A 17,074-nucleotide genomic window follows, 5' to 3' on the forward strand; every position below is an offset into this window, starting at 1 on the left:
TCCTACTCCTCCTGGATGACGGCCGGCGGGAGTGTGAACCAGTAGAACCCATGCCCAGGAAGCGTCAAAAGATACGGTAGTTCGCCAATTGCCGGAAATGGCACGCCTCCCATGGTTTCCACGGGGGAGACGCCGACGAACCTGCGCAGGTCGAGCTCGACCGGCTGCGGGAAGCGTGACAGGTTGTTCACGCACAGCATCCGGTCGTCGCCCAGCTCCCTGACGAAGGCCAGGACGCTCGGGTTGGAGGAGTTGAGCTCGGCGTACTCGCCCAGGCCGAAGACCGGGTGCCGCTTGCGGATCTCGATCATGCGCCTGGTCCAGTGCAGCAGCGAACCGGCGTTCTTCTGCTGGGCCTCGACGTTGATGGCCTGGTAGCCGTAGATCGGGTCCATGATCACGGGCAGGTAGAGCCGCCCGGGATCGCAGTCGGAGAAGCCGGCGTTGCGGTCGGGATCCCACTGCATCGGGGTGCGCACGCCGTCGCGGTCGCCGAGCCAGATGTTGTCGCCCATGCCGATCTCGTCGCCGTAGTAGAGCACGGGGGAGCCGGGCAGCGACAGCAGCAGCGCGGTGAACAGCTCGATCTGGTTGCGGTCGTTCTCCAGCAGCGGGGCCAGGCGGCGGCGGATGCCGACGTTGGCCCGCATGCGGGGGTCCTTGGCGTACTCGGTGTACATGTAGTCGCGTTCCTCGTCCGTGACCATCTCGAGCGTCAGCTCGTCGTGGTTGCGGAGGAAGATGCCCCACTGGCAGTGCTCGGGGATCTTCGGCGTCTGGGCCAGGATCTCGGAGATCGGGTAGCGGCTCTCCCTGCGCACGGCCATGAAGATGCGCGGCATCAGCGGGAAGTGGAAGGCCATGTGGCACTCGTCGCCGCCGCCCACCGGGTCGCCGAAGTACTCCACCACGTCCGACGGCCACTGGTTGGCCTCGGCCAGCAGGACCCGGTCGGGGTAGAGCCGGTCCACCTCGGCCCGGATGCGCTTGAGGTACTGGTGCGTCCTCGGCAGGTTCTCGCAGTTGGTGCCCTCCTCCTCGAAGAGGTAGGGCACCGCGTCCAGCCGGAACCCGTCGATGCCGAGGTCCAGCCAGAAGCGCAGCACCTCCAGCATCGCGTCCTGCACCGCCGGGTTCTCGTAGTTGAGGTCCGGCTGGTGGTGGAAGAAGCGGTGCCAGTAGTACTGGCCGCGGACCGGGTCGTAGGTCCAGTTGGAGGTCTCGGTGTCGATGAAGATGATCCGGGCGTCCTGGTACGTCTCGTCGGTGTCCGACCACACGTAGAAGTCGCCGAACGGCCCCTCGGGGTCGTGCCGGGAGGCCTGGAACCAGGGATGGGCGTCGCTGGTGTGGTTCATGACGAGGTCGGCGATGACGCGCATGCCCCGCCGGTGCGCCTCCTCGACGAGCTTCACGAAGTCGCCCAGGTCCCCGAACTCGGGGAGGATCTTCATGAAGTCGGCGATGTCGTAGCCGCCGTCACGCAGGGGCGACTCGTACAGCGGGAGCAGCCACAGGCAGTCGACGCCCAGCCACTGGAGATAGTCGAGTTTGCTGATCAGTCCCTTGATGTCGCCGGTGCCGTCGCCGTTGGAATCGGCGAAGCCCCGGATGAGGACCTCGTAGAAGACGGCGCGCTTGTACCAGTAGGGATCGCGCGGCTTTTCCTCGTCGAAGGTGTTGGGAATGGGTGTGGAGCTCATGAGCGCCCTCGCCGGAGGCTCATGAGGGAGGCGCTGACACACACGTTGAAGACTCCCCGCTGAATTCAGTTCTACCGTGGCGCGGCTCGTACGGTGAGAATGTGGGCAGGCTGGATGTGAGGGTCGAGGCGCACGTAGTTGCTCTGACGCCAGCGGTAGGACTCGCCGGACAGTTCGTCGTCCACGACGAACTCGGCGTTCCAGTCGAGCCCGAGGGCGGGCAGGTCAAGATCAACGGTTGCCTCATGGGTGTGGTGCGGATCCAGGTTGACGACCGCGAGAACGACGTCGCCCAGCCCGTGCCGCCTGGTGGCCGGGTCGTAGGCCCCCGGCAGACGCTTCGAGAAGCAGACGATGTCCGGCTGGTCGACCCGGTGAAATCGTAGGTTACGCAATTCCTGCAGTGCCGGATGCGCTCTTCGAAACAAATTCAGATGAGTGATGAAGGGAGCCAGGCTGTGTCCCTCGCGTTCGGCGGTCATCCAATCGCGAGGCTTGTACTGATATTTCTCACTATCGAGGTATTCTTCACTGCCCGGACGGACTGGGATATTTTCCCCAAGTTCATATCCGGAATAAACCCCCCAAGTCGGCGAGGCGAGCGCGGCCAGCACCGCCCGGATCTTGAACGCCGGCATCCCGCCGTGCTGCAGGTACTCGTGCAGGATGTCCGGCGTGTTGACGAACAGGTTGGGCCGCAGGTAGGACGAGGTCTCCCTGGCCAGCTCCGACAGGTAGGTCTCGACGTCGTACTTGGAGTTCTTCCAGGTGTAGTACGTGTACGACTGGTGGAAGCCCACCTTCGCGAGCGCCCGCATCATCGCCGGCCGGGTGAACGCCTCCGACAGGAACAGCACGTCCGGGTCGGTGGTGTGGATGTCGGCCAGCAGCCGCTCCCAGAAGTTCACCGGCTTGGTGTGCGGGTTGTCCACCCGGAAGATGCGCACCCCGTGGTCCATCCAGTGCCGCACCACCCGGCGGACCTCGGCGTAGATGCCTTCGGGGTCCCGGTCGAAGTTGAGCGGGTAGATGTCCTGGTATTTCTTCGGCGGGTTCTCGGCGTAGGCGATCGAGCCGTCGGCCCTGATCGTGAACCACTCGGGGTGCTCCTTGACCCACGGGTGGTCCGGCGAGCACTGGAGCGCGAGGTCGATCGCGACCTCCATGCCCAGCTCGCGGGTGCGCGTCACGAACTCGTCGAAGTCCTCGATGGTGCCGAGGTCGGGGTGGATCGCGTCGTGGCCGCCGTCCTCGGAGCCGATCGCCCACGGCGAGCCCGGGTCGTCGGGCTCGGGGCTCAGGGTGTTGTTGCGGCCCTTGCGGAAGGTCGTGCCGATGGGGTGGACCGGCGGCAGGTAGACGACGTCGAAGCCCATCTTGGCGATCGCGGGCAGCCGCTTGGCGGCAGTCTGGAAGGTGCCGGACTTCGACATGCCGCCGGCGCTGACGACCGCGCCCTCGGAACGCGGGAAGAACTCGTACCAGGAGCCGTAGAGCGCCCGGCGCCGGTCCACCCGGATCTTGAACGACTTCGACCTGGTCACCAGCTCGCGGAACGGGTGGGCCTCCAGCAGCGCGGCCGTGTCGGGGAGCTGCGCGATCGACAGCCGGGCCCGCGGGTCGAGGTTGTCGTCGCGCAGCGTGGCCGCGACCGACAGCAGCGCCGCCCGGTGCCCGCACGAGGGCTCGCCGTTGCCGCCGGCCCTGCCGTTGCCGCCCGCCCTGCCGGTGGCGTTGGCGCCGCCGTTCTGGCCCGTGGGCACGGAGGGGCAGTCGGCCGCGCGCACGGCCCTGGCCGCCCGCTCGAACAGCCGGGCGCCCTCCTCGCACATGAGGTCGACGTCCATGCCACGCGGGATCTTGATCTCGGCGTCGTGCAGCCAGGTGCTGATCGGGTCGCTCCAGGCCTCCACGCGGTAGAGCCAGTCGCCCTCGGCGGGCAGGCACACCTCGGTGGCCCAGCGGTCGGTGCCCGGACCCAGCTCGCGCATCGGTCTCAACCGGCCACGCTGCCCATCGGGCGAGGTGAGCACCACGCCCGCGGCCACGGCGTCATGGCCCTCTCTGAAGACGGTCGCGGAGACCTCGAAGGTCTCGCCGGCGACCGCCTTGGCGGGCCGCTGCCCGCAGTCGACGACGGGGGAGATGTCCGTGATGGGAATTCGTCCGATCATCGCAATCAAGGGTTTGCGACGGCACACTCGGTGCCGCCGGAGGTTTTCCGTGGCAGGAACGATCCTCGCACGTTATTTCTGGACAGCAGCGGATAGACCTCCCGCAGAAGTTCGCGGGAGAACCCAACATTAGGGAAAGTTGCCCCATTGCGCCCTCTTCATGCTTGTCTTCGGAAGTGGTTTGAAGGGCTCTGATGGGGGTGAAGGAACGAGAGGTCCCTCCTAGCCCGTAGGGTGCACAACGTGAGAGCTATCCGTCGGTTTACCGTCCGCACCGTCCTGCCCACGGAGCTGGCCGCCCTCGGCGAGCTCGTACACAATCTCCGCTGGTCCTGGCACCCGGAGACGCTGGACCTGTTCGCCGAGGTCGACGCCGATCTCTGGGAGCAGGTCGGACACGATCCCGTGGCCCTGCTGGGGGCCGTCACGCCCGCACGGCTCGCCGAGCTGGCCGCCGACCGCCGCTTCCTGCGGCGGCTCGCCGACGCCGCCGACGACCTGCGCGAATACATCACCTCGCCGCGCTGGTACCAGACGCTGCCCGACGGCGCGCGGGCCATCGCCTACTTCTCGCCCGAGTTCGGCATCGCCGCCGCCCTGCCGCAATACTCCGGCGGGCTCGGCATCCTGGCCGGCGACCACCTCAAGGCCGCCAGCGACCTCGGCGTGCCGATCCTCGCGGTCGGCCTGCTCTACCGGCACGGCTACTTCACGCAGTCGCTGTCGCCCGAGGGCTGGCAGCTTGAGCACTATCCCTCGCTCGACCCGGGCGGCCTGCCGCTGTCCCTGCTGAAGGAGGCCGACGGCACCCCCGTCAAGATCCGTCTGGGGCTGCCCGACGAGCGCGTGCTGCACGCCCAGGTCTGGGTGGCGCAGGTCGGCCGGGTGCCGCTGCTGCTGCTCGACTCCGACGTCGCCGACAACGACAACGCCGCCCGTGACATCACCGACCGCCTCTACGGCGGCGGCACCGACCACCGGCTCATGCAGGAGCTGCTGCTCGGCGTCGGCGGCGTGCGCGCGATCCGGGCCTACTGCCGGGTCACCGGGCACCCCGAGCCCGAGGTCTTCCACACCAACGAGGGCCACGCCGGCTTCCTCGGCCTGGAGCGCATCCGCGAGCTGACCGAGGCGAGGCTCACCTTCGACGAGGCGCTGGAGGCCGTACGCGCCGGCACCGTGTTCACCACGCACACGCCGGTGCCCGCGGGCATCGACCGCTTCCCCGTCGAGCTGATCGAGCGCCACTTCGGCGGCTCGGCGTCCTGGCCGACCGTGCCCGTCGAGCGCATCCTCGCCCTGGGCGCGGAGTCCGACCCCGGGCGGTTCAACATGGCCGTCATGGGCATGCGCCTGGCCCAGCGGGTCAACGGCGTCTCGCAGCTCCACGGCGAGGTCAGCCGCGAGATGTTCAAGGATCTCTGGCCGGGCTTCGACCTCGACGAGGTGCCGATCGGCTCCATCACCAACGGCGTGCACGCCCCGACCTGGGTGGGCCGCGAGCTGATGGAGCTGGCCGGGCGCGAGCTGCCCGCGCTGCTGGAGCGCGCCCGCGGCTGGGAGGGCATCCAGAAGCTCTCCGACGCCGACCTGTGGGAGATCCGCGGCGTGCTGCGCCGCCGCCTGGTCGAGGGCGCCCGCGCGCGCCTGCGCCGGTCCTGGCGCGAGCGCGGGGCCTCCGACGCCGAGCTGGGATGGATCGACGACGCGCTCGACCCCGACGTGCTGACCATCGGCTTCGCCCGGCGGGTGCCGTCGTACAAGCGGCTCACGCTCATGCTGCGCGACCAGCGGCGGCTCACCGAGCTGCTGCTCGACCCGGACAAGCCGGTGCAGATCGTCATCGCCGGCAAGGCGCACCCCGCCGACGAGGGCGGCAAGAAGCTCATCCAGCAGATCGTCAAGTTCGCCGACCAGGCCGACGTGCGCCACCGGATCGTCTTCCTGCCCGACTACGACATGGCGCTCGGCCAGCTCATGACCCAGGGCTGCGACGTGTGGCTCAACAACCCGCTGCGCCCGCTGGAGGCGTCCGGCACCTCGGGCATGAAGTCCGCGCTCAACGGCGGGCTCAACCTGTCGATCCGCGACGGCTGGTGGGACGAGTGGTACGACGGCACCAACGGCTGGGCGATCCCCACCGCCGACGGCGTCACCGACCCCGACCGGCGTGACGAGCTGGAGGCCGCCGCCCTCTACGACCTCATCGAGCACGAGGTGTCCGACCGCTTCTACGACCGGGCCTTCGACGGCCTGCCCCGCCGCTGGCTGGAGATGGTCAAGCACACCCTCGCCTCGCTCGGGCCGAAGGTGCTGGCCGGGCGCATGCTGCGCGACTACGTCGTGGACCTCTACACCCCGGCCGCCAAGTCCGCGCGGGCGCTGGCGGCCGACGCCCACGCCCCGGCCAAGGCGTTCGCCGCCTGGCGGGTCCGGGTCACCCGGGCCTGGCCGGGGGTGCGGGTGGAGCACGTGGAGGCGTCGGGCGCGGGCGACACGGACGCCCCCGAGGTGGGGGCCGCGATCGAGGTGCACGCCACGGTGGCGCTCGGTGACCTGGAGCCCGGCGACGTGCTGGTCCAGGCCGCGTACGGCAAGGTCGGGCCGCACGACGAGCTGGTCCACCCGTCGTACGCGAAGATGGCCTGCCAGTCGGTGGACGACGACGGCCGCGCCCACTACACGGGCGTGGTGCCGCTCGACCGCACGGGTGCTTTCGGCTACACCGTCCGGGTCGTCCCGGATCACCCGCTGGTCGCGACGACGGCCGAGCTCGGCCTCATCGCGGTCCCCGAGGAACCCGTGGGCATGACGAACGGCACATTGCGTTAAAGCCCAGGCATAATCGGGGGGTGGACGACAGTGCCAACGGCCTGCGGGCCGACACTCTGGTGGCCACGGTCCGAGGTGTGCTGCCGTCCCTGACGCCGGCCGCCCAGACCGTGGCCCGCCTCATCCTGGAGGACCCGGCGACGGTGGCGCGGAGCACCATCACCGAGCTGTCCGCCGCCTCGGGCACCAGCGAGGCCACGATCGTGCGGACCGCGCGGCTGCTGGGGTTCGCCGGCTACCCGCAGCTCAGGCTGGCGCTGGCGGCCGCGGCCGCGCAGCCCGACCGGCTCGTGCCCGGCGACCTCGCCCCCGACGACCCGCTGTCGGCGGTGATCCAGAAGGTCGCGCGGGCCGAGTCCGAGGCGATCAACGACACGGTCGCCCAGCTCACCAGCGAGCGGCTGGGCCTGGTCGTGGACGCCATCGTCGGGGCCCGCAGGATCGACGCCTACGGCGTCAGCGCCTCCGGCCTGGTGGCCGGGGACGTCGCGCAGAAGCTGCTGCGCATCGGCCTGTCCAGCCACGCCTTCCAGGACGCCCACCTCGCGCTCACCAGCGCCGTGCTGCTGCGGCCCGGCGACGTGGCGATCGGCATCAGCACCTCGGGCGAGACCCCCGACGTGATCGAGCCGCTGACGCGGGCCAAGGAGGCGGGCGCCACCACCGTGGCGATCACCAACAACCCGCGCTCGTCGATCGCGGAGCTGGCCGAGCACGTGCTCATCTCGGCCGGGCGCGAGACGGAGTTCCGTCCCGGCGCCCTGGCCAGCAGGATCAGCCAGCTCCTCGTCGTCGACTGCCTGTTCGTCGGGGTGGCGCAGCGCACCTACGACTCCTCGCAGGAGGCGCTGGCCAGCACCCGCAGGGCCGTCAGCGAGTTCACCCGGAGAACGACACCCGCACGTCGTCAGCCTTGACGAACATCACCCGGTGACCGAACTGGATCTGCAGATACTTGGTCTTGCCGCGCACCACCTTGTGGTCCTCCAGGTTGAAGGTGACCGCCCGGTAGTACTCGGTGGCCGCCGGTCCGGCGAGGGTGTACTTCTCGCCCGCCGAGAACGTGTACTGCAGCGGCGTCACCGCCTGGTACGGGATGCCCGCCGGGTACGCCTCCTGCTCCGGGTACGCCCGCCCGTACACCGGGACCGTGGCGAGGCCCGGCTTCGGCGTCACCACCAGGCCGGCTGACGGGACGGCGGTCGGCGCCGAGGCCGGGTTGTGGAACCACGCCTTCTGGCCGAGATACCAGATGGCCGTCCAGTCGCCCTGGCGGTCGGCGACGGCGAAGCGCTGGCCGGTGCTGGCGCGGGCGCTGTGATCGTAGACGCTGTAGAGCGACTCGCCCGTAGGGTGCTTGCCGATGTCCTTGACCAGCGGGGCGTCGGCGCGCGGCTCGGTGCGCAGCCACACCGTGTGGGCGGGCAGCGGCGGGCAGGCGGCCTCGGGGTTCTTGCGGTCGCAGCCGTAGAAGTAGGGCTTGTTCGTAGCGAAGTCCGGCTTGATCATGACGCTGCCGGAGCGCGGCCCGCCGAGCTGGTGCAGCGGCGCGCCCATGAGCTGGAAGTAGTGCGCCCAGTCCCAGAACGGGCCCGGGTCCTCGTGCATGGTGCGCACGGTCGTCGGCAGCGTGCCGGGGACGTTGTCGTGGCCCAGGATGTGCGCGCGGTCGAGCGGCACGCCGTGCCGCAGCGCCAGGTAGCGGACCAGGCGGGCGGACGAGCGGTACATCGCCTCGGTGTACCAGGTGCTGCCCTCGGCCAGGAAGCCCTCGTGCTCGATGCCGATGGACTTGGCGTTGATGTACCAGTTGCCGGCCTGCCAGCCGACGTCCTTGGTCTTGATGTGCTGGGCGATGTGACCGTCGGCGGAGCGGACGGAGTAGTGCCAGCTCGCCCCGTAGTTGGGGTCCTGGTTGAGCCGGATGGACGGCAGGAAGTAGCCCTCCATGTCGTGGATGATGATGTAGTCCACCTTCTGGCTCACCGGACGGTTCGCCAGGTCGTAGTGGCCGTAGTCGTCCGGCGGCAGCTCCTGGTAGGCCGCCGGGATCCACTCGCAGGAGATCGAGGCCGGGCACTCGACGCCGTCGGGGCGGACCGGGGGTCGCAGGCCCAGCTTCTCCAGCCACTTCTCGATCTTGCGCAGGCCGGTCACGGCCGGCAGCCGGACCTGCTCGCCGTCGTCGGTGGTGCGCTGGGCGCCCTCCGCGATCACCGAGTAGACCTCGTCGGCGAAGAACTTGGCGGCCCCGGCCTCCTCGGCGCCCGAGTACTTGGCGACGGCGCCGTACCACTCGCCGGGGTCGTCGCTCAGTGGCGCGCCGAGGGACTTCTGGTAGTCGGCCAGCAGGGCCGCGCCGCCGCGGATGTTGGCGGCGTCGTCGGAGCGCAGGCGCTCGTGGCTCTCGCCGGTGAGCGCCGCGGCGCGTTCCATGGTGCGCAGCCGGGCCGGGATCTCCGCGGGGGCGGGCCGCTCGGCGGGCGCGGGCAGGGGCCGGGCGTCGTCGCCGCGGGCGTCCTCCTCGCCCGCGTCGTGGTGGTTGGAGCCGGTGTAGGCGGCGGCGTCCGTGAGGTGCATGGGGCCGAAGCCGGCGTCGCTGGAGGGCCTGCCCGCGTGGGCGTCCCACCGCGACTCCAGGTAGGAGACGCCGAGCAGCACGCTCTCGGGCACCTGGTACTCGGCCGCGGCGGCGGCGAAGGCCCGCTGCCGGTCGGCGGCGTCCTGGGCCTGGGCGGTGGGGGCGAGGGTTAACGGCAACAGGACGGCCACGCCGAGCGCCAGAAGTCTGCGCATGGACACTCCTCGGGACTGGGGGTGCGGTGCGCGTTCAGCGTCTCAACAATTTCCTTCGTAGGCGAGATCTTTGCGAAGACTTTTTTCAGTCATGGGGTCAGGCGTCCCCCGTAGACCGCTCTGGCGCGCTCGTACAGGTGCAGGTGGTCGGCCAGTTGCTCTTCGGTCTCGAAGGAGCCGTGCTCGTGCAGGAGCTCCGTCAGCCGGTCCAGCCAGGCGAGGCACCAGCGCACGTCCGCCCGCCTGGCCACGTGCTCGCCGGCCACGTCCAGGTAGACGGGGCTGGTGTGGGCGTAGGCGCCGGACGGGTGGAAGGCGCGCGGGTGCGGCCCGCCCGTGGCCACGGCCACCACGTACGTGGGCTCGCCGACCACCAGCGAGGCCGCGAGCCGCCCCGGCGGGCCCTGCGCCAGCACGCCGTCCGCGGTGCGGATCTCCAGCGACTCGACCTCGGGCCCCACCGAGCTCACGGCGATCTCCACCCGGGCCCCGACCGGCAGGTCCAGCGTGTCGCCAGGACCGTGGCCGTCCACCGTGAGCTCCAGCCACGGCCCGGAGGTCGCGAACGTGCGGCCCAGCAGGAGCGCCTCGGCGTAGGACTCGGCGGTCAGCGGCCCGCCGACGTGCGCGTACACGCGCTCCCAGCCCGGCGGCGAGGACGCCGTGCCGCGCCGGCAGAACGACAGCACCGCGTCGGTGCCCGCGGTGACGGCGAGCCGGTTGCCCGCGCCGATCAGCCGCCGGTAGACGGCGGCGGTGGCGGCGACCGAGGAGTGGTTGAGCACGTCCAGGCAGTCCACCAGGCCGAGCGCGGCGTCGGCCACGATCTCCCTGGCCGAGCAGTTCCGCCCGCGGCTCAGCACCACGTCGGGCGGGTCGTCGTCGCCGAAGGGCGTGTGGAACGGGTGCCCGTAGCCGGTCACGCCGCCGAGCTCTCTCAGCTCCTCCAGCGCCACCGCGTTCGGCGGCCAGTCGGCCGTGCCGAGAAAGCCCGAGTGCCGCCGCTCCGGCGCGGCGCGCAGCCCGAACGCGGTCGCGTGCCCGACGAGGTCGTTGCGGTACTCGACGCCGAACCTGGCGAGGTGGCGCCCGTCCGACCACGGCAGGTCGCGGCCCGCCCAGTGCTCCAGCGCCTCGGCGTCGTAGACCCGCTCGGCCGCCACGTTGCCGGCGACCAGGTTGAGCACGTGCAGGTCCTCGCCGTGCTGCGCGGCGGCGGCCAGCTCGGGCGCGGCCGGCTCCTCGCCCATCCAGTTGAGGTGGACGTGCAGGTCGCCGCCGTACCAGCCGCGGGCCGCGGCGTCGTAGAGGCGTTCGGGGGTCAGCTCGACCAGCGTCTCGCCGCCCTGGACGGGGGTCACCGCGGTCTCGGCGGAGGCGTACTCCATGCCCCTGGTCACGGTCACGGTCAGCGGCTCGGCGGGCACGGCCACCACCAGGTCGTCGCCATGGAAGTACGGCCTCCCGTGCGCGTCCACCTTGGACGGGACGCCCTCGGGATACCAGCCCTGGCCGTTCGCGCCGGTCACGCTCCACCGGCACGGGAACCCGGCCCGCAGCCGGAGCGCCGCCGCGCCGGCCCGCCGGGCCAGCGGCGACAGGTCCACGGCCCGGCCCGCGACGACCACCTCACCCGTCACCTCGACGATCTCGGCGCCGCGCGGCGGCACCACGTGTGGCACACCGTCCACGACCACCTCGACCGGGTCGTCCGTGCGCGAGTCCAGCAGCAGCGCGGTGCGCAGCGGCGCGCCGTCGAGCAGCACGCGCCCGACGGCCTCCAGCGCCGCCCCGGACGGGGTCAGGCGCAGCGCGGGCAGGTTGTCGGCGACCTCGTCGCCGAGGGCGTCGCGTACCACGAGGTCGACGTCCACCTCGCCGAGGCGGTCCTCCAGCTCCCCGTCGGACAGTCCGGGGTGGCGGGCGGCGAGCAGGCTCATGGCCGGGCCCCAGAAGCGGTGCCTGAGGTCGAGGAAGACCGTGGCGCGGGCCTGCGTGACGTAGGAGAGGGACGGCTCGCCCCAGGTGACCCCGTGCTCGTCGCGGAGCGAGCGGTAGTGGGCCACGGCGCGGGCGACGGCTTCCGGTAACAACGGATCGTGACACATCGGGCACTCCTTGAGATCGGACGCGCCGTCATCGTGACACGGGATCTGCCGCCGTGCGACCGATATCAGTGGGTACGTAGTGACAAATCCGCCAAGGCTAGGGCCGCCGGTCCAGGTGGAACGTCGGCTGCCCCGGGCTCCCCGGCCGGGCGTCGAGCGACTTGTCGTCCAGGACCGCCACGGTGTCCTCGGCCACGAAGACCCGCACGTCCCCCTTCTCGATCACCTGGTCCCCGGCCTCCGGCGTGCTCGCCAGAGACAGCTCCAGCGTGCCCGCCCTGTCCGGAATGGCGGCGATGCGCAGGCCGGCGTGGGGCGGCACGTCCTCGCCGTCCATCAGGTCGCGGATCGCGTCCACGGCTTTGTCGGTCACAGTCAGCACGTCCGACCTCCTCACCTGCGGGAAGACCTGCGGGAAGACCTTCGCCTCCCCGCCAGCCGGAGGAGCAAACGCCGACGCGCCCGAGCCCGGCCGGGCGGCGGGGGAGCGGCCTGTTAGGTTCGGACCATGGGTGAGTTTGTGAGCGTCGAAGTGGCCGACCAGATCGCCACGATCCGTCTCGACCGTCCCAAGATGAACGCGCTCAACGGCCAGGTCCAACGAGAGATCGCCGAAGCGGCCCGCATCGTGGACGAGGACCCGCAGGTGCAGGCGGTCATCCTCTACGGCGGCGAGCGGGTCTTCGCGGCGGGTGCCGACATCAAGGAGATGGCCGACATGTCCTACGCGGACATGTCCGCTCACTCCAGCACGTTGCAGGCGTGCTTCACGACGGTGGCCCGCATCGGCAAGCCGGTCATCGCCGCCATCACCGGCTACGCGCTGGGCGGCGGCTGCGAGCTCGCCCTGTGCGCCGACTTCCGGGTGGCGGGCGAGTCGGCCAAGCTGGGCCAGCCGGAGATCCTGCTCGGCATCATCCCCGGCGCGGGCGGAACCCAGCGCCTGCCGCGCCTGGTGGGCCCGGCCCGCGCCAAGGACCTGATCTTCACCGGCCGGCACGTGTCCGCGGCCGAGGCCCTGGAGATCGGCCTGGTCGACCGGGTGGTGCCGGACGAGCAGGTCTACACGGCGGCGCTGGAGTGGGCCGCGACGTTCGTGGGCGGCCCGTCGATCGCGGTGCGCGCCGCCAAGCAGGCCGTCGACCAGGGCCTGGAGGTCGATCTCGACACCGGGCTTGAGATCGAGCGGCTGCAGTTCTCCGGCCTGTTCGCGACCGACGACGCCAAGATCGGCATGCGCGCGTTCGCGGAGAAGGCCAAGCCCAAGTTCACCGGCCGGTAAACAGTTGATTACACAGGCCGCTCCCCGGCTCCGGGGGGCGGTCCATACAGAGCTGTACCTGTTATCGCTGGCGCACTTTTTACTCTGCCTTTAGCAGTATCGTGACGTCTCATGATGCGCACCCTGGTCCCCGCGCGGCTCCGGAAGGCCGTGCGCACATGGTTCGACTCCCGGTACATCTCCGTCGCCGACCACCGGCAGGACATCAGGGACGCGCTCTGGGAGGTCCAGACGCTCCGGCGCGAGGTGACCGGGCTCCAGGCCGAGGTCGAGCGGCTGCGCAAGGCCGTGGCGAAGCCCGCGCCGCGCCCCGCGGGGGCGGACAAGAAGGCGGCGACGGACAAGGCGCGGCTGGACGACGCCCACCGGCTGGCGCAGGAGACGGCCAAGGCGCTGGACGGCGTGCTGCAGAACGAGGTCCTGGTCTGGCAGGCCATCGACGACCTGCGCGCCCGGCAGAGCACGCCCGTGCCCGGCCAGAGCTCCGGAGAGGAACGCCCATGCGCGTGACCTGGACCGGCGGCGACCTGAGCTTCCGCCTCGACGCCGAGGACGAGATCACCGGCAGGGCCTCCGACGAGCACCCCGTCAAGCTCGCCATCAACTCCTGCACGATCGGCGGCGTCCCCGGGGACGCGCATCCCGACCTGTTCGCCGTCGCGGCCTGGACCGTCGTCGCCCCTTGGACGCGCAGGCGGGTGCTCTTCGACCGGGCCATCTCGGCCGAGGTCGCCGCCGCGCTGCACGACGGCTGGGGCGTCGAGGCCGGGCCGGTCGGCGCCGAGCCGCGGCGGCCGGGGCCGACGCTCGGGATCTCCTACAGCGGCGGCGCCGACTCCGTGGCCGCGGCCACGATCTTCCCCGAGTCGCCCTTCCTGCACTTCCGCCGGGTGCCGCACCGGCGCATTCCCAACCGGTGGCCGCACTACCGCTCCGACGTGCTGGCCAAGCTCGCCGCGAAGACCGGGCGCGAGGTCACCACCGTCACCTCCGACCTGGAGTACACCCTCGCCGAGCCCCGCCCCGGCTACCCCGAGCACCACGCGGTCGCCGCCGGGGCGCTGCTCCTCGCCGACCAGCTCGGCCTCGGCGGCCTCGGCTTCGGCTACGAGATGGGCTCACGCTGGCTCGGCGGCGGCCGCTACCTGCACCGCTACACCCCCGACAACCCCATGTGGTCGCCGCACGGCAAGTGGGGCCGGCTGTTCGCCGCCGCCGGCGTCCACCTGGTGCTGCCGGTCGGCGGCGTCAGCGAGGCGACCACGATGCGCCTCGCCCTGAACTCCGACCTGCGCGAACAGGTCCGCTGGTGCCTGCGCGGCACCGACGGCCCGTGCCGCGACTGCGGCAAGTGCCTCTACAAGGAGCTCATCCAGGCCGCCGTCGAGCGCCGCCCGCTGAACACGCCCGTCACCGCCGATCGCCCGTTCGCCCGCAAGTGGCTGCGCAAGCCGCCCTACGGCGGCCAGGAGATGATCGAGTACGGCCTGGCCCGCGTCCCGGGCATCGAGAACACGCTCTTCGGCCCGGCGCTCGACTTCTTCGAGGCGACGGAGGAGTCCACGAGCTGGCTCGACCACTGCTACCCGCCCGCGATCGAGGAGATCCCGGAGGCGTGGCGGGCGCAGGCGGCCGCGTTCATGACGGAGAACGTCGGGATGATGACCGAGGCCGAGACTCGGCGCGTGGAGAACTGGGGGAACTGACCGTGAAGGTTTATCTGTCGGTGGACATGGAGGGCGTGACCGGCCTCACCGATCCCGAGGAGATGCACACCGGCGGGCGCGGCTACGAGCGCGGCTGCGAGCTGATGACCGCCGACGCCAACGCCGCGGTCGCGGGCGCGTTCGACGCGGGCGCGGGCACCGTGCTGGTCAACGACGCCCACGGCTCCACCAAGAACCTCCGCATCGACCTGCTGGACCCGCGGGCCAGCCTGATCCGCGGCCCCGGCAAGGCGCAGCGGATGGCGCAGGGCCTCGACGGGTCGTTCGCGGCGGCGTGCTTCGTGGGCTACCACGCGCGGGCGGGCGTCCAGGACGGCGTGCTCAACCACACGTGGATGGGCAAGGAGATCCAGAACGTCCAGCTCAACGGCGAGCCGTGCGGCGAGACCCGGCTGGTGGCGGCCTGCGCCGGCTACCACGGGGTGCCCGTCGTGCTGGTCACCGGCGACGAGGCCGTCGGCGAGGAGGCCCGCGAGGTCCTCGGCGACGTCGAGACGGTGGCGGTCAAGAAGGGCATCGACAAGTTCTCGGCCGAGCTGCTGCCGCCGAGCGTGGCCCAGGCCCGCATCCGCGAGGCGGCGGCCCGCGCGCTGGGGCGGCTCGGCGATTTCACTCCGTACCGGGTGGAGGCGCCGTACACCTTGGGGGTGGAGTGGAACTCGACGGCCATCGCGGCCGCCGTGGCGCTCGTGCCGGGTGTGAAGCAGGTGGGCTCGCGGCACACCGAGTTCACCACGGACGACTTCACCCAGATCATGGCTCTGTTCGGCATCTTCGCCACGATCGGCGGCCAGATAGCGTGCGGCAGCGGCCCGTACGGATGAGGAGCGGGACGTGGAACGGGCGGCGCTGACGCGGCGAGGGCTGCTCATCGGGATCGGCGCGGCGGGCGGCGCGGGCGCCATGTACGCGGCCATGGGCGCCCTCGGCCTGGCGCCGTCGGAGCAGGACAAGGCGTTCACCCCACCCCGGCAGGGCGACTTCACGCTGCGCGGCAAGGGCTCGGCCAAGGTCGTGATCCTGGGGGCCGGGGTGGCGGGGCTGACGGCGGCGTACGAGCTGGGCAAGGCCGGCTACGACTGCACCGTGCTGGAGGCCAGGGAGAAGGCGGGCGGCCGGAACCTGACGCTGCGCGGCGGCGACCGCCTGCCGGAGCTGAACGGCCCGGTGCAGCAGGCCGCGTTCGGCGAGGGCCAGTACTTCAACGCCGGCCCCGGCCGCATCGCGCCCTGGATGCTGACCCTGGACTACTGCCGCGAGCTGGGCGTCCCCGTCGAGGTGTTCGTCAACCACAACGCCATGGCCTACGTCCACACCGGCGGGCGGACCATGCGGGTCCGCGCCGCCCGCGCCGACCTGTACGGCTACGTCGCCGAGCTGCTGGCCAAGGCCACCGACCGCGGCGCGCTCGACCGGGCCGTCTCCGCGCAGGACCGGGAGCGGCTGCTCGACTTCCTGCGCCGCTTCGGCGACCTCGGCCCGAAGATGGAGTACGACGGCTCCGCGCGCCGCGGCTTCGCGACGTACCCGGGGGTCGACGCGGGCACGCTCGACGCGCCCCTCTCCCTCACCGACGTGCTGGCCGCCGGCACCGGCCGGCTGGTGCTGAACGACTTCGGCCACGACATGGCCACCCCCATGTTCCAGCCGGTCGGCGGCATGGACGCGATCGTCGTCAAGCTCGTCGAGGCCGTCGGCGCCGACCGGATCAGGACCGGGGCCAAGGTCACCGGGATCACGACGCTGGCCGACGGCGTCGAGGTCGTCTGGGACGGCGGCTCGATCAAGGCCGACTACTGCGTGGCCGCGCTCCCGCCGCACGTCATGGCCAAGATCCCGCACAACCTCGGCGCGGAGGTCACGGCCGCGCTGAAGACCCCGGTCCCGGTCGCCGCCGGCAAGATCGGCCTGGAGTACGACCGGCGCTGGTGGGAGAGCGAGGACCGCATCTACGGCGGCGTCACCGAGACCGACCTCGACATCACCCACATCTGGTATCCCTCGCACGGCTACCACTCCGGCCGCGGCGTGCTCGTCGGCTACTACAACACCGAGCGCGACGCCGAGCTGTACGGCGCGCTCTCCCCGGAGGACCGCCGGCGCCGCGCGCTCACCCAGGGCAAGAAGATCCACGGCGAGAAGTACCGCCAGGGCGTGCTGGCCGACGTCTCGATCGCCTGGCACCGCCAGCCGCACATCGAGGGGGCGTGGGTGCGCTGGCCGGTCTTTGATTCGTCCTTCACTCTTCTGCAACGCCCCGCCGGAAGGGTTTACTTCGCGGGCGACTGGCTCACCCAGCTGATCGCCTGGCAGGCGGGGGCCATGGAGTCCGCCCGCGCCGCCGTCACCCAGCTGCACCAGCGCGCGGTGCGGTCGGCCTGACGGCACCGGCCGTCCCCTGAACCCCGCCACTCCCCGGACCGCCGTAGGGTTTCCGGGAGAGGCGAACAAG

The 17,074-nt window shown here is 71.2% G+C and carries 12 protein-coding genes; 7 read left to right on the plus strand and 5 right to left on the minus strand.

Annotated features, from left to right (window positions below; translation table 11 throughout):
- Positions 1 to 2: 2 nt before the first annotated feature.
- Both treS and AC27IY_RS46655 read right to left on the minus strand, forming a co-directional pair.
- Positions 3 to 1,703 (minus strand): maltose alpha-D-glucosyltransferase, encoded by a 1,701-nt coding sequence (gene treS / locus AC27IY_RS46650; protein WP_344217509.1) that lies wholly within the window; start codon positions 1,701 to 1,703, stop codon positions 3 to 5.
- 71 nt (positions 1,704 to 1,774) lie between these two features.
- Entirely contained in the window at positions 1,775 to 3,877 is a 2,103-nt protein-coding gene (locus AC27IY_RS46655) for an alpha-1,4-glucan--maltose-1-phosphate maltosyltransferase (RefSeq protein WP_487181875.1), read from the minus strand.
- A 243-nt stretch (positions 3,878 to 4,120) separates the two neighbouring features.
- On the opposite strand from AC27IY_RS46655, the gene glgP reads away from it, so the two are divergent.
- Both glgP and AC27IY_RS46665 read left to right on the plus strand, forming a co-directional pair.
- The gene (glgP, locus tag AC27IY_RS46660) at positions 4,121 to 6,709 is read left to right on the plus strand and encodes an alpha-glucan family phosphorylase (protein WP_487181876.1); all 2,589 of its coding nucleotides are present in this window, start codon (positions 4,121 to 4,123) and stop codon (positions 6,707 to 6,709) included.
- Between the two features lie 20 nt (positions 6,710 to 6,729).
- Positions 6,730 to 7,626, plus strand: coding sequence for a MurR/RpiR family transcriptional regulator (locus tag AC27IY_RS46665; protein ID WP_329590423.1), 897 nt, complete (start codon positions 6,730 to 6,732; stop codon positions 7,624 to 7,626).
- On the opposite strand, the gene AC27IY_RS46670 is transcribed toward AC27IY_RS46665, so the two are convergent.
- From AC27IY_RS46670 to AC27IY_RS46680, 3 genes are all read right to left on the minus strand, one after another.
- Positions 7,589 to 9,505, minus strand: a complete 1,917-nt coding sequence (locus AC27IY_RS46670; RefSeq protein ID WP_487181877.1) for an N-acetylmuramoyl-L-alanine amidase — start codon at positions 9,503 to 9,505, stop codon at positions 7,589 to 7,591. The two genes, AC27IY_RS46665 and AC27IY_RS46670, sit on opposite strands and share 38 nt — an antisense overlap.
- Positions 9,506 to 9,594: 89 nt before the next feature.
- Positions 9,595 to 11,613 (minus strand): CehA/McbA family metallohydrolase, encoded by a 2,019-nt coding sequence (locus tag AC27IY_RS46675; protein WP_487181878.1) that lies wholly within the window; start codon positions 11,611 to 11,613, stop codon positions 9,595 to 9,597.
- A gap of 97 nt (positions 11,614 to 11,710) precedes the next feature.
- A complete protein-coding gene (locus tag AC27IY_RS46680; RefSeq protein WP_423475463.1) occupies positions 11,711 to 11,995 on the minus strand; it encodes a HesB/IscA family protein in 285 nt (94 codons plus the stop codon).
- A gap of 126 nt (positions 11,996 to 12,121) precedes the next feature.
- Between AC27IY_RS46680 and AC27IY_RS46685 the strand changes: the two genes are divergently transcribed.
- From AC27IY_RS46685 to AC27IY_RS46705, 5 genes are all read left to right on the plus strand, one after another.
- A complete protein-coding gene (locus AC27IY_RS46685) occupies positions 12,122 to 12,895 on the plus strand; it encodes an enoyl-CoA hydratase/isomerase family protein (RefSeq protein WP_344217496.1) in 774 nt (257 codons plus the stop codon).
- 111 nt (positions 12,896 to 13,006) lie between these two features.
- Complete coding sequence (locus AC27IY_RS46690) at positions 13,007 to 13,405, plus strand: hypothetical protein (RefSeq protein WP_487181879.1); 399 nt, start codon at positions 13,007 to 13,009, stop codon at positions 13,403 to 13,405.
- Entirely contained in the window at positions 13,396 to 14,601 is a 1,206-nt protein-coding gene (locus AC27IY_RS46695) for a DUF6395 domain-containing protein (RefSeq protein ID WP_423446510.1), read from the plus strand. The genes AC27IY_RS46690 and AC27IY_RS46695 overlap by 10 nt, the downstream gene beginning before the upstream one ends.
- 2 nt (positions 14,602 to 14,603) lie before the next feature.
- Positions 14,604 to 15,446 (plus strand): M55 family metallopeptidase, encoded by an 843-nt coding sequence (locus tag AC27IY_RS46700; protein ID WP_364454142.1) that lies wholly within the window; start codon positions 14,604 to 14,606, stop codon positions 15,444 to 15,446.
- Positions 15,447 to 15,456: 10 nt separating this feature from the next.
- Positions 15,457 to 17,004, plus strand: a complete 1,548-nt coding sequence (locus AC27IY_RS46705) for a flavin monoamine oxidase family protein (RefSeq protein WP_423446508.1) — start codon at positions 15,457 to 15,459, stop codon at positions 17,002 to 17,004.
- Positions 17,005 to 17,074: the final 70 nt, after the last annotated feature.

The organism is Nonomuraea sp. B208 (genome assembly GCF_057536035.1).

What these genes read in the sequence shown, in the direction of transcription:
- AC27IY_RS46690 (WP_487181879.1), top strand. Translation starts at nt 13,007, where the DNA reads ATGATGCGCACCCTGGTCCCCGCGCGGCTCCGGAAGGCCGTGCGCACA.
- AC27IY_RS46655 (WP_487181875.1), bottom strand. Translation starts at nt 3,877, where the DNA reads ATGATCGGACGAATTCCCATCACGGACATCTCCCCCGTCGTCGACTGC.
- AC27IY_RS46695 (WP_423446510.1), top strand. Translation starts at nt 13,396, where the DNA reads ATGCGCGTGACCTGGACCGGCGGCGACCTGAGCTTCCGCCTCGACGCC.
- AC27IY_RS46685 (WP_344217496.1), top strand. Translation starts at nt 12,122, where the DNA reads ATGGGTGAGTTTGTGAGCGTCGAAGTGGCCGACCAGATCGCCACGATC.
- AC27IY_RS46675 (WP_487181878.1), bottom strand. Translation starts at nt 11,613, where the DNA reads ATGTGTCACGATCCGTTGTTACCGGAAGCCGTCGCCCGCGCCGTGGCC.
- AC27IY_RS46670 (WP_487181877.1), bottom strand. Translation starts at nt 9,505, where the DNA reads ATGCGCAGACTTCTGGCGCTCGGCGTGGCCGTCCTGTTGCCGTTAACC.
- treS (WP_344217509.1), bottom strand. Translation starts at nt 1,703, where the DNA reads ATGAGCTCCACACCCATTCCCAACACCTTCGACGAGGAAAAGCCGCGC.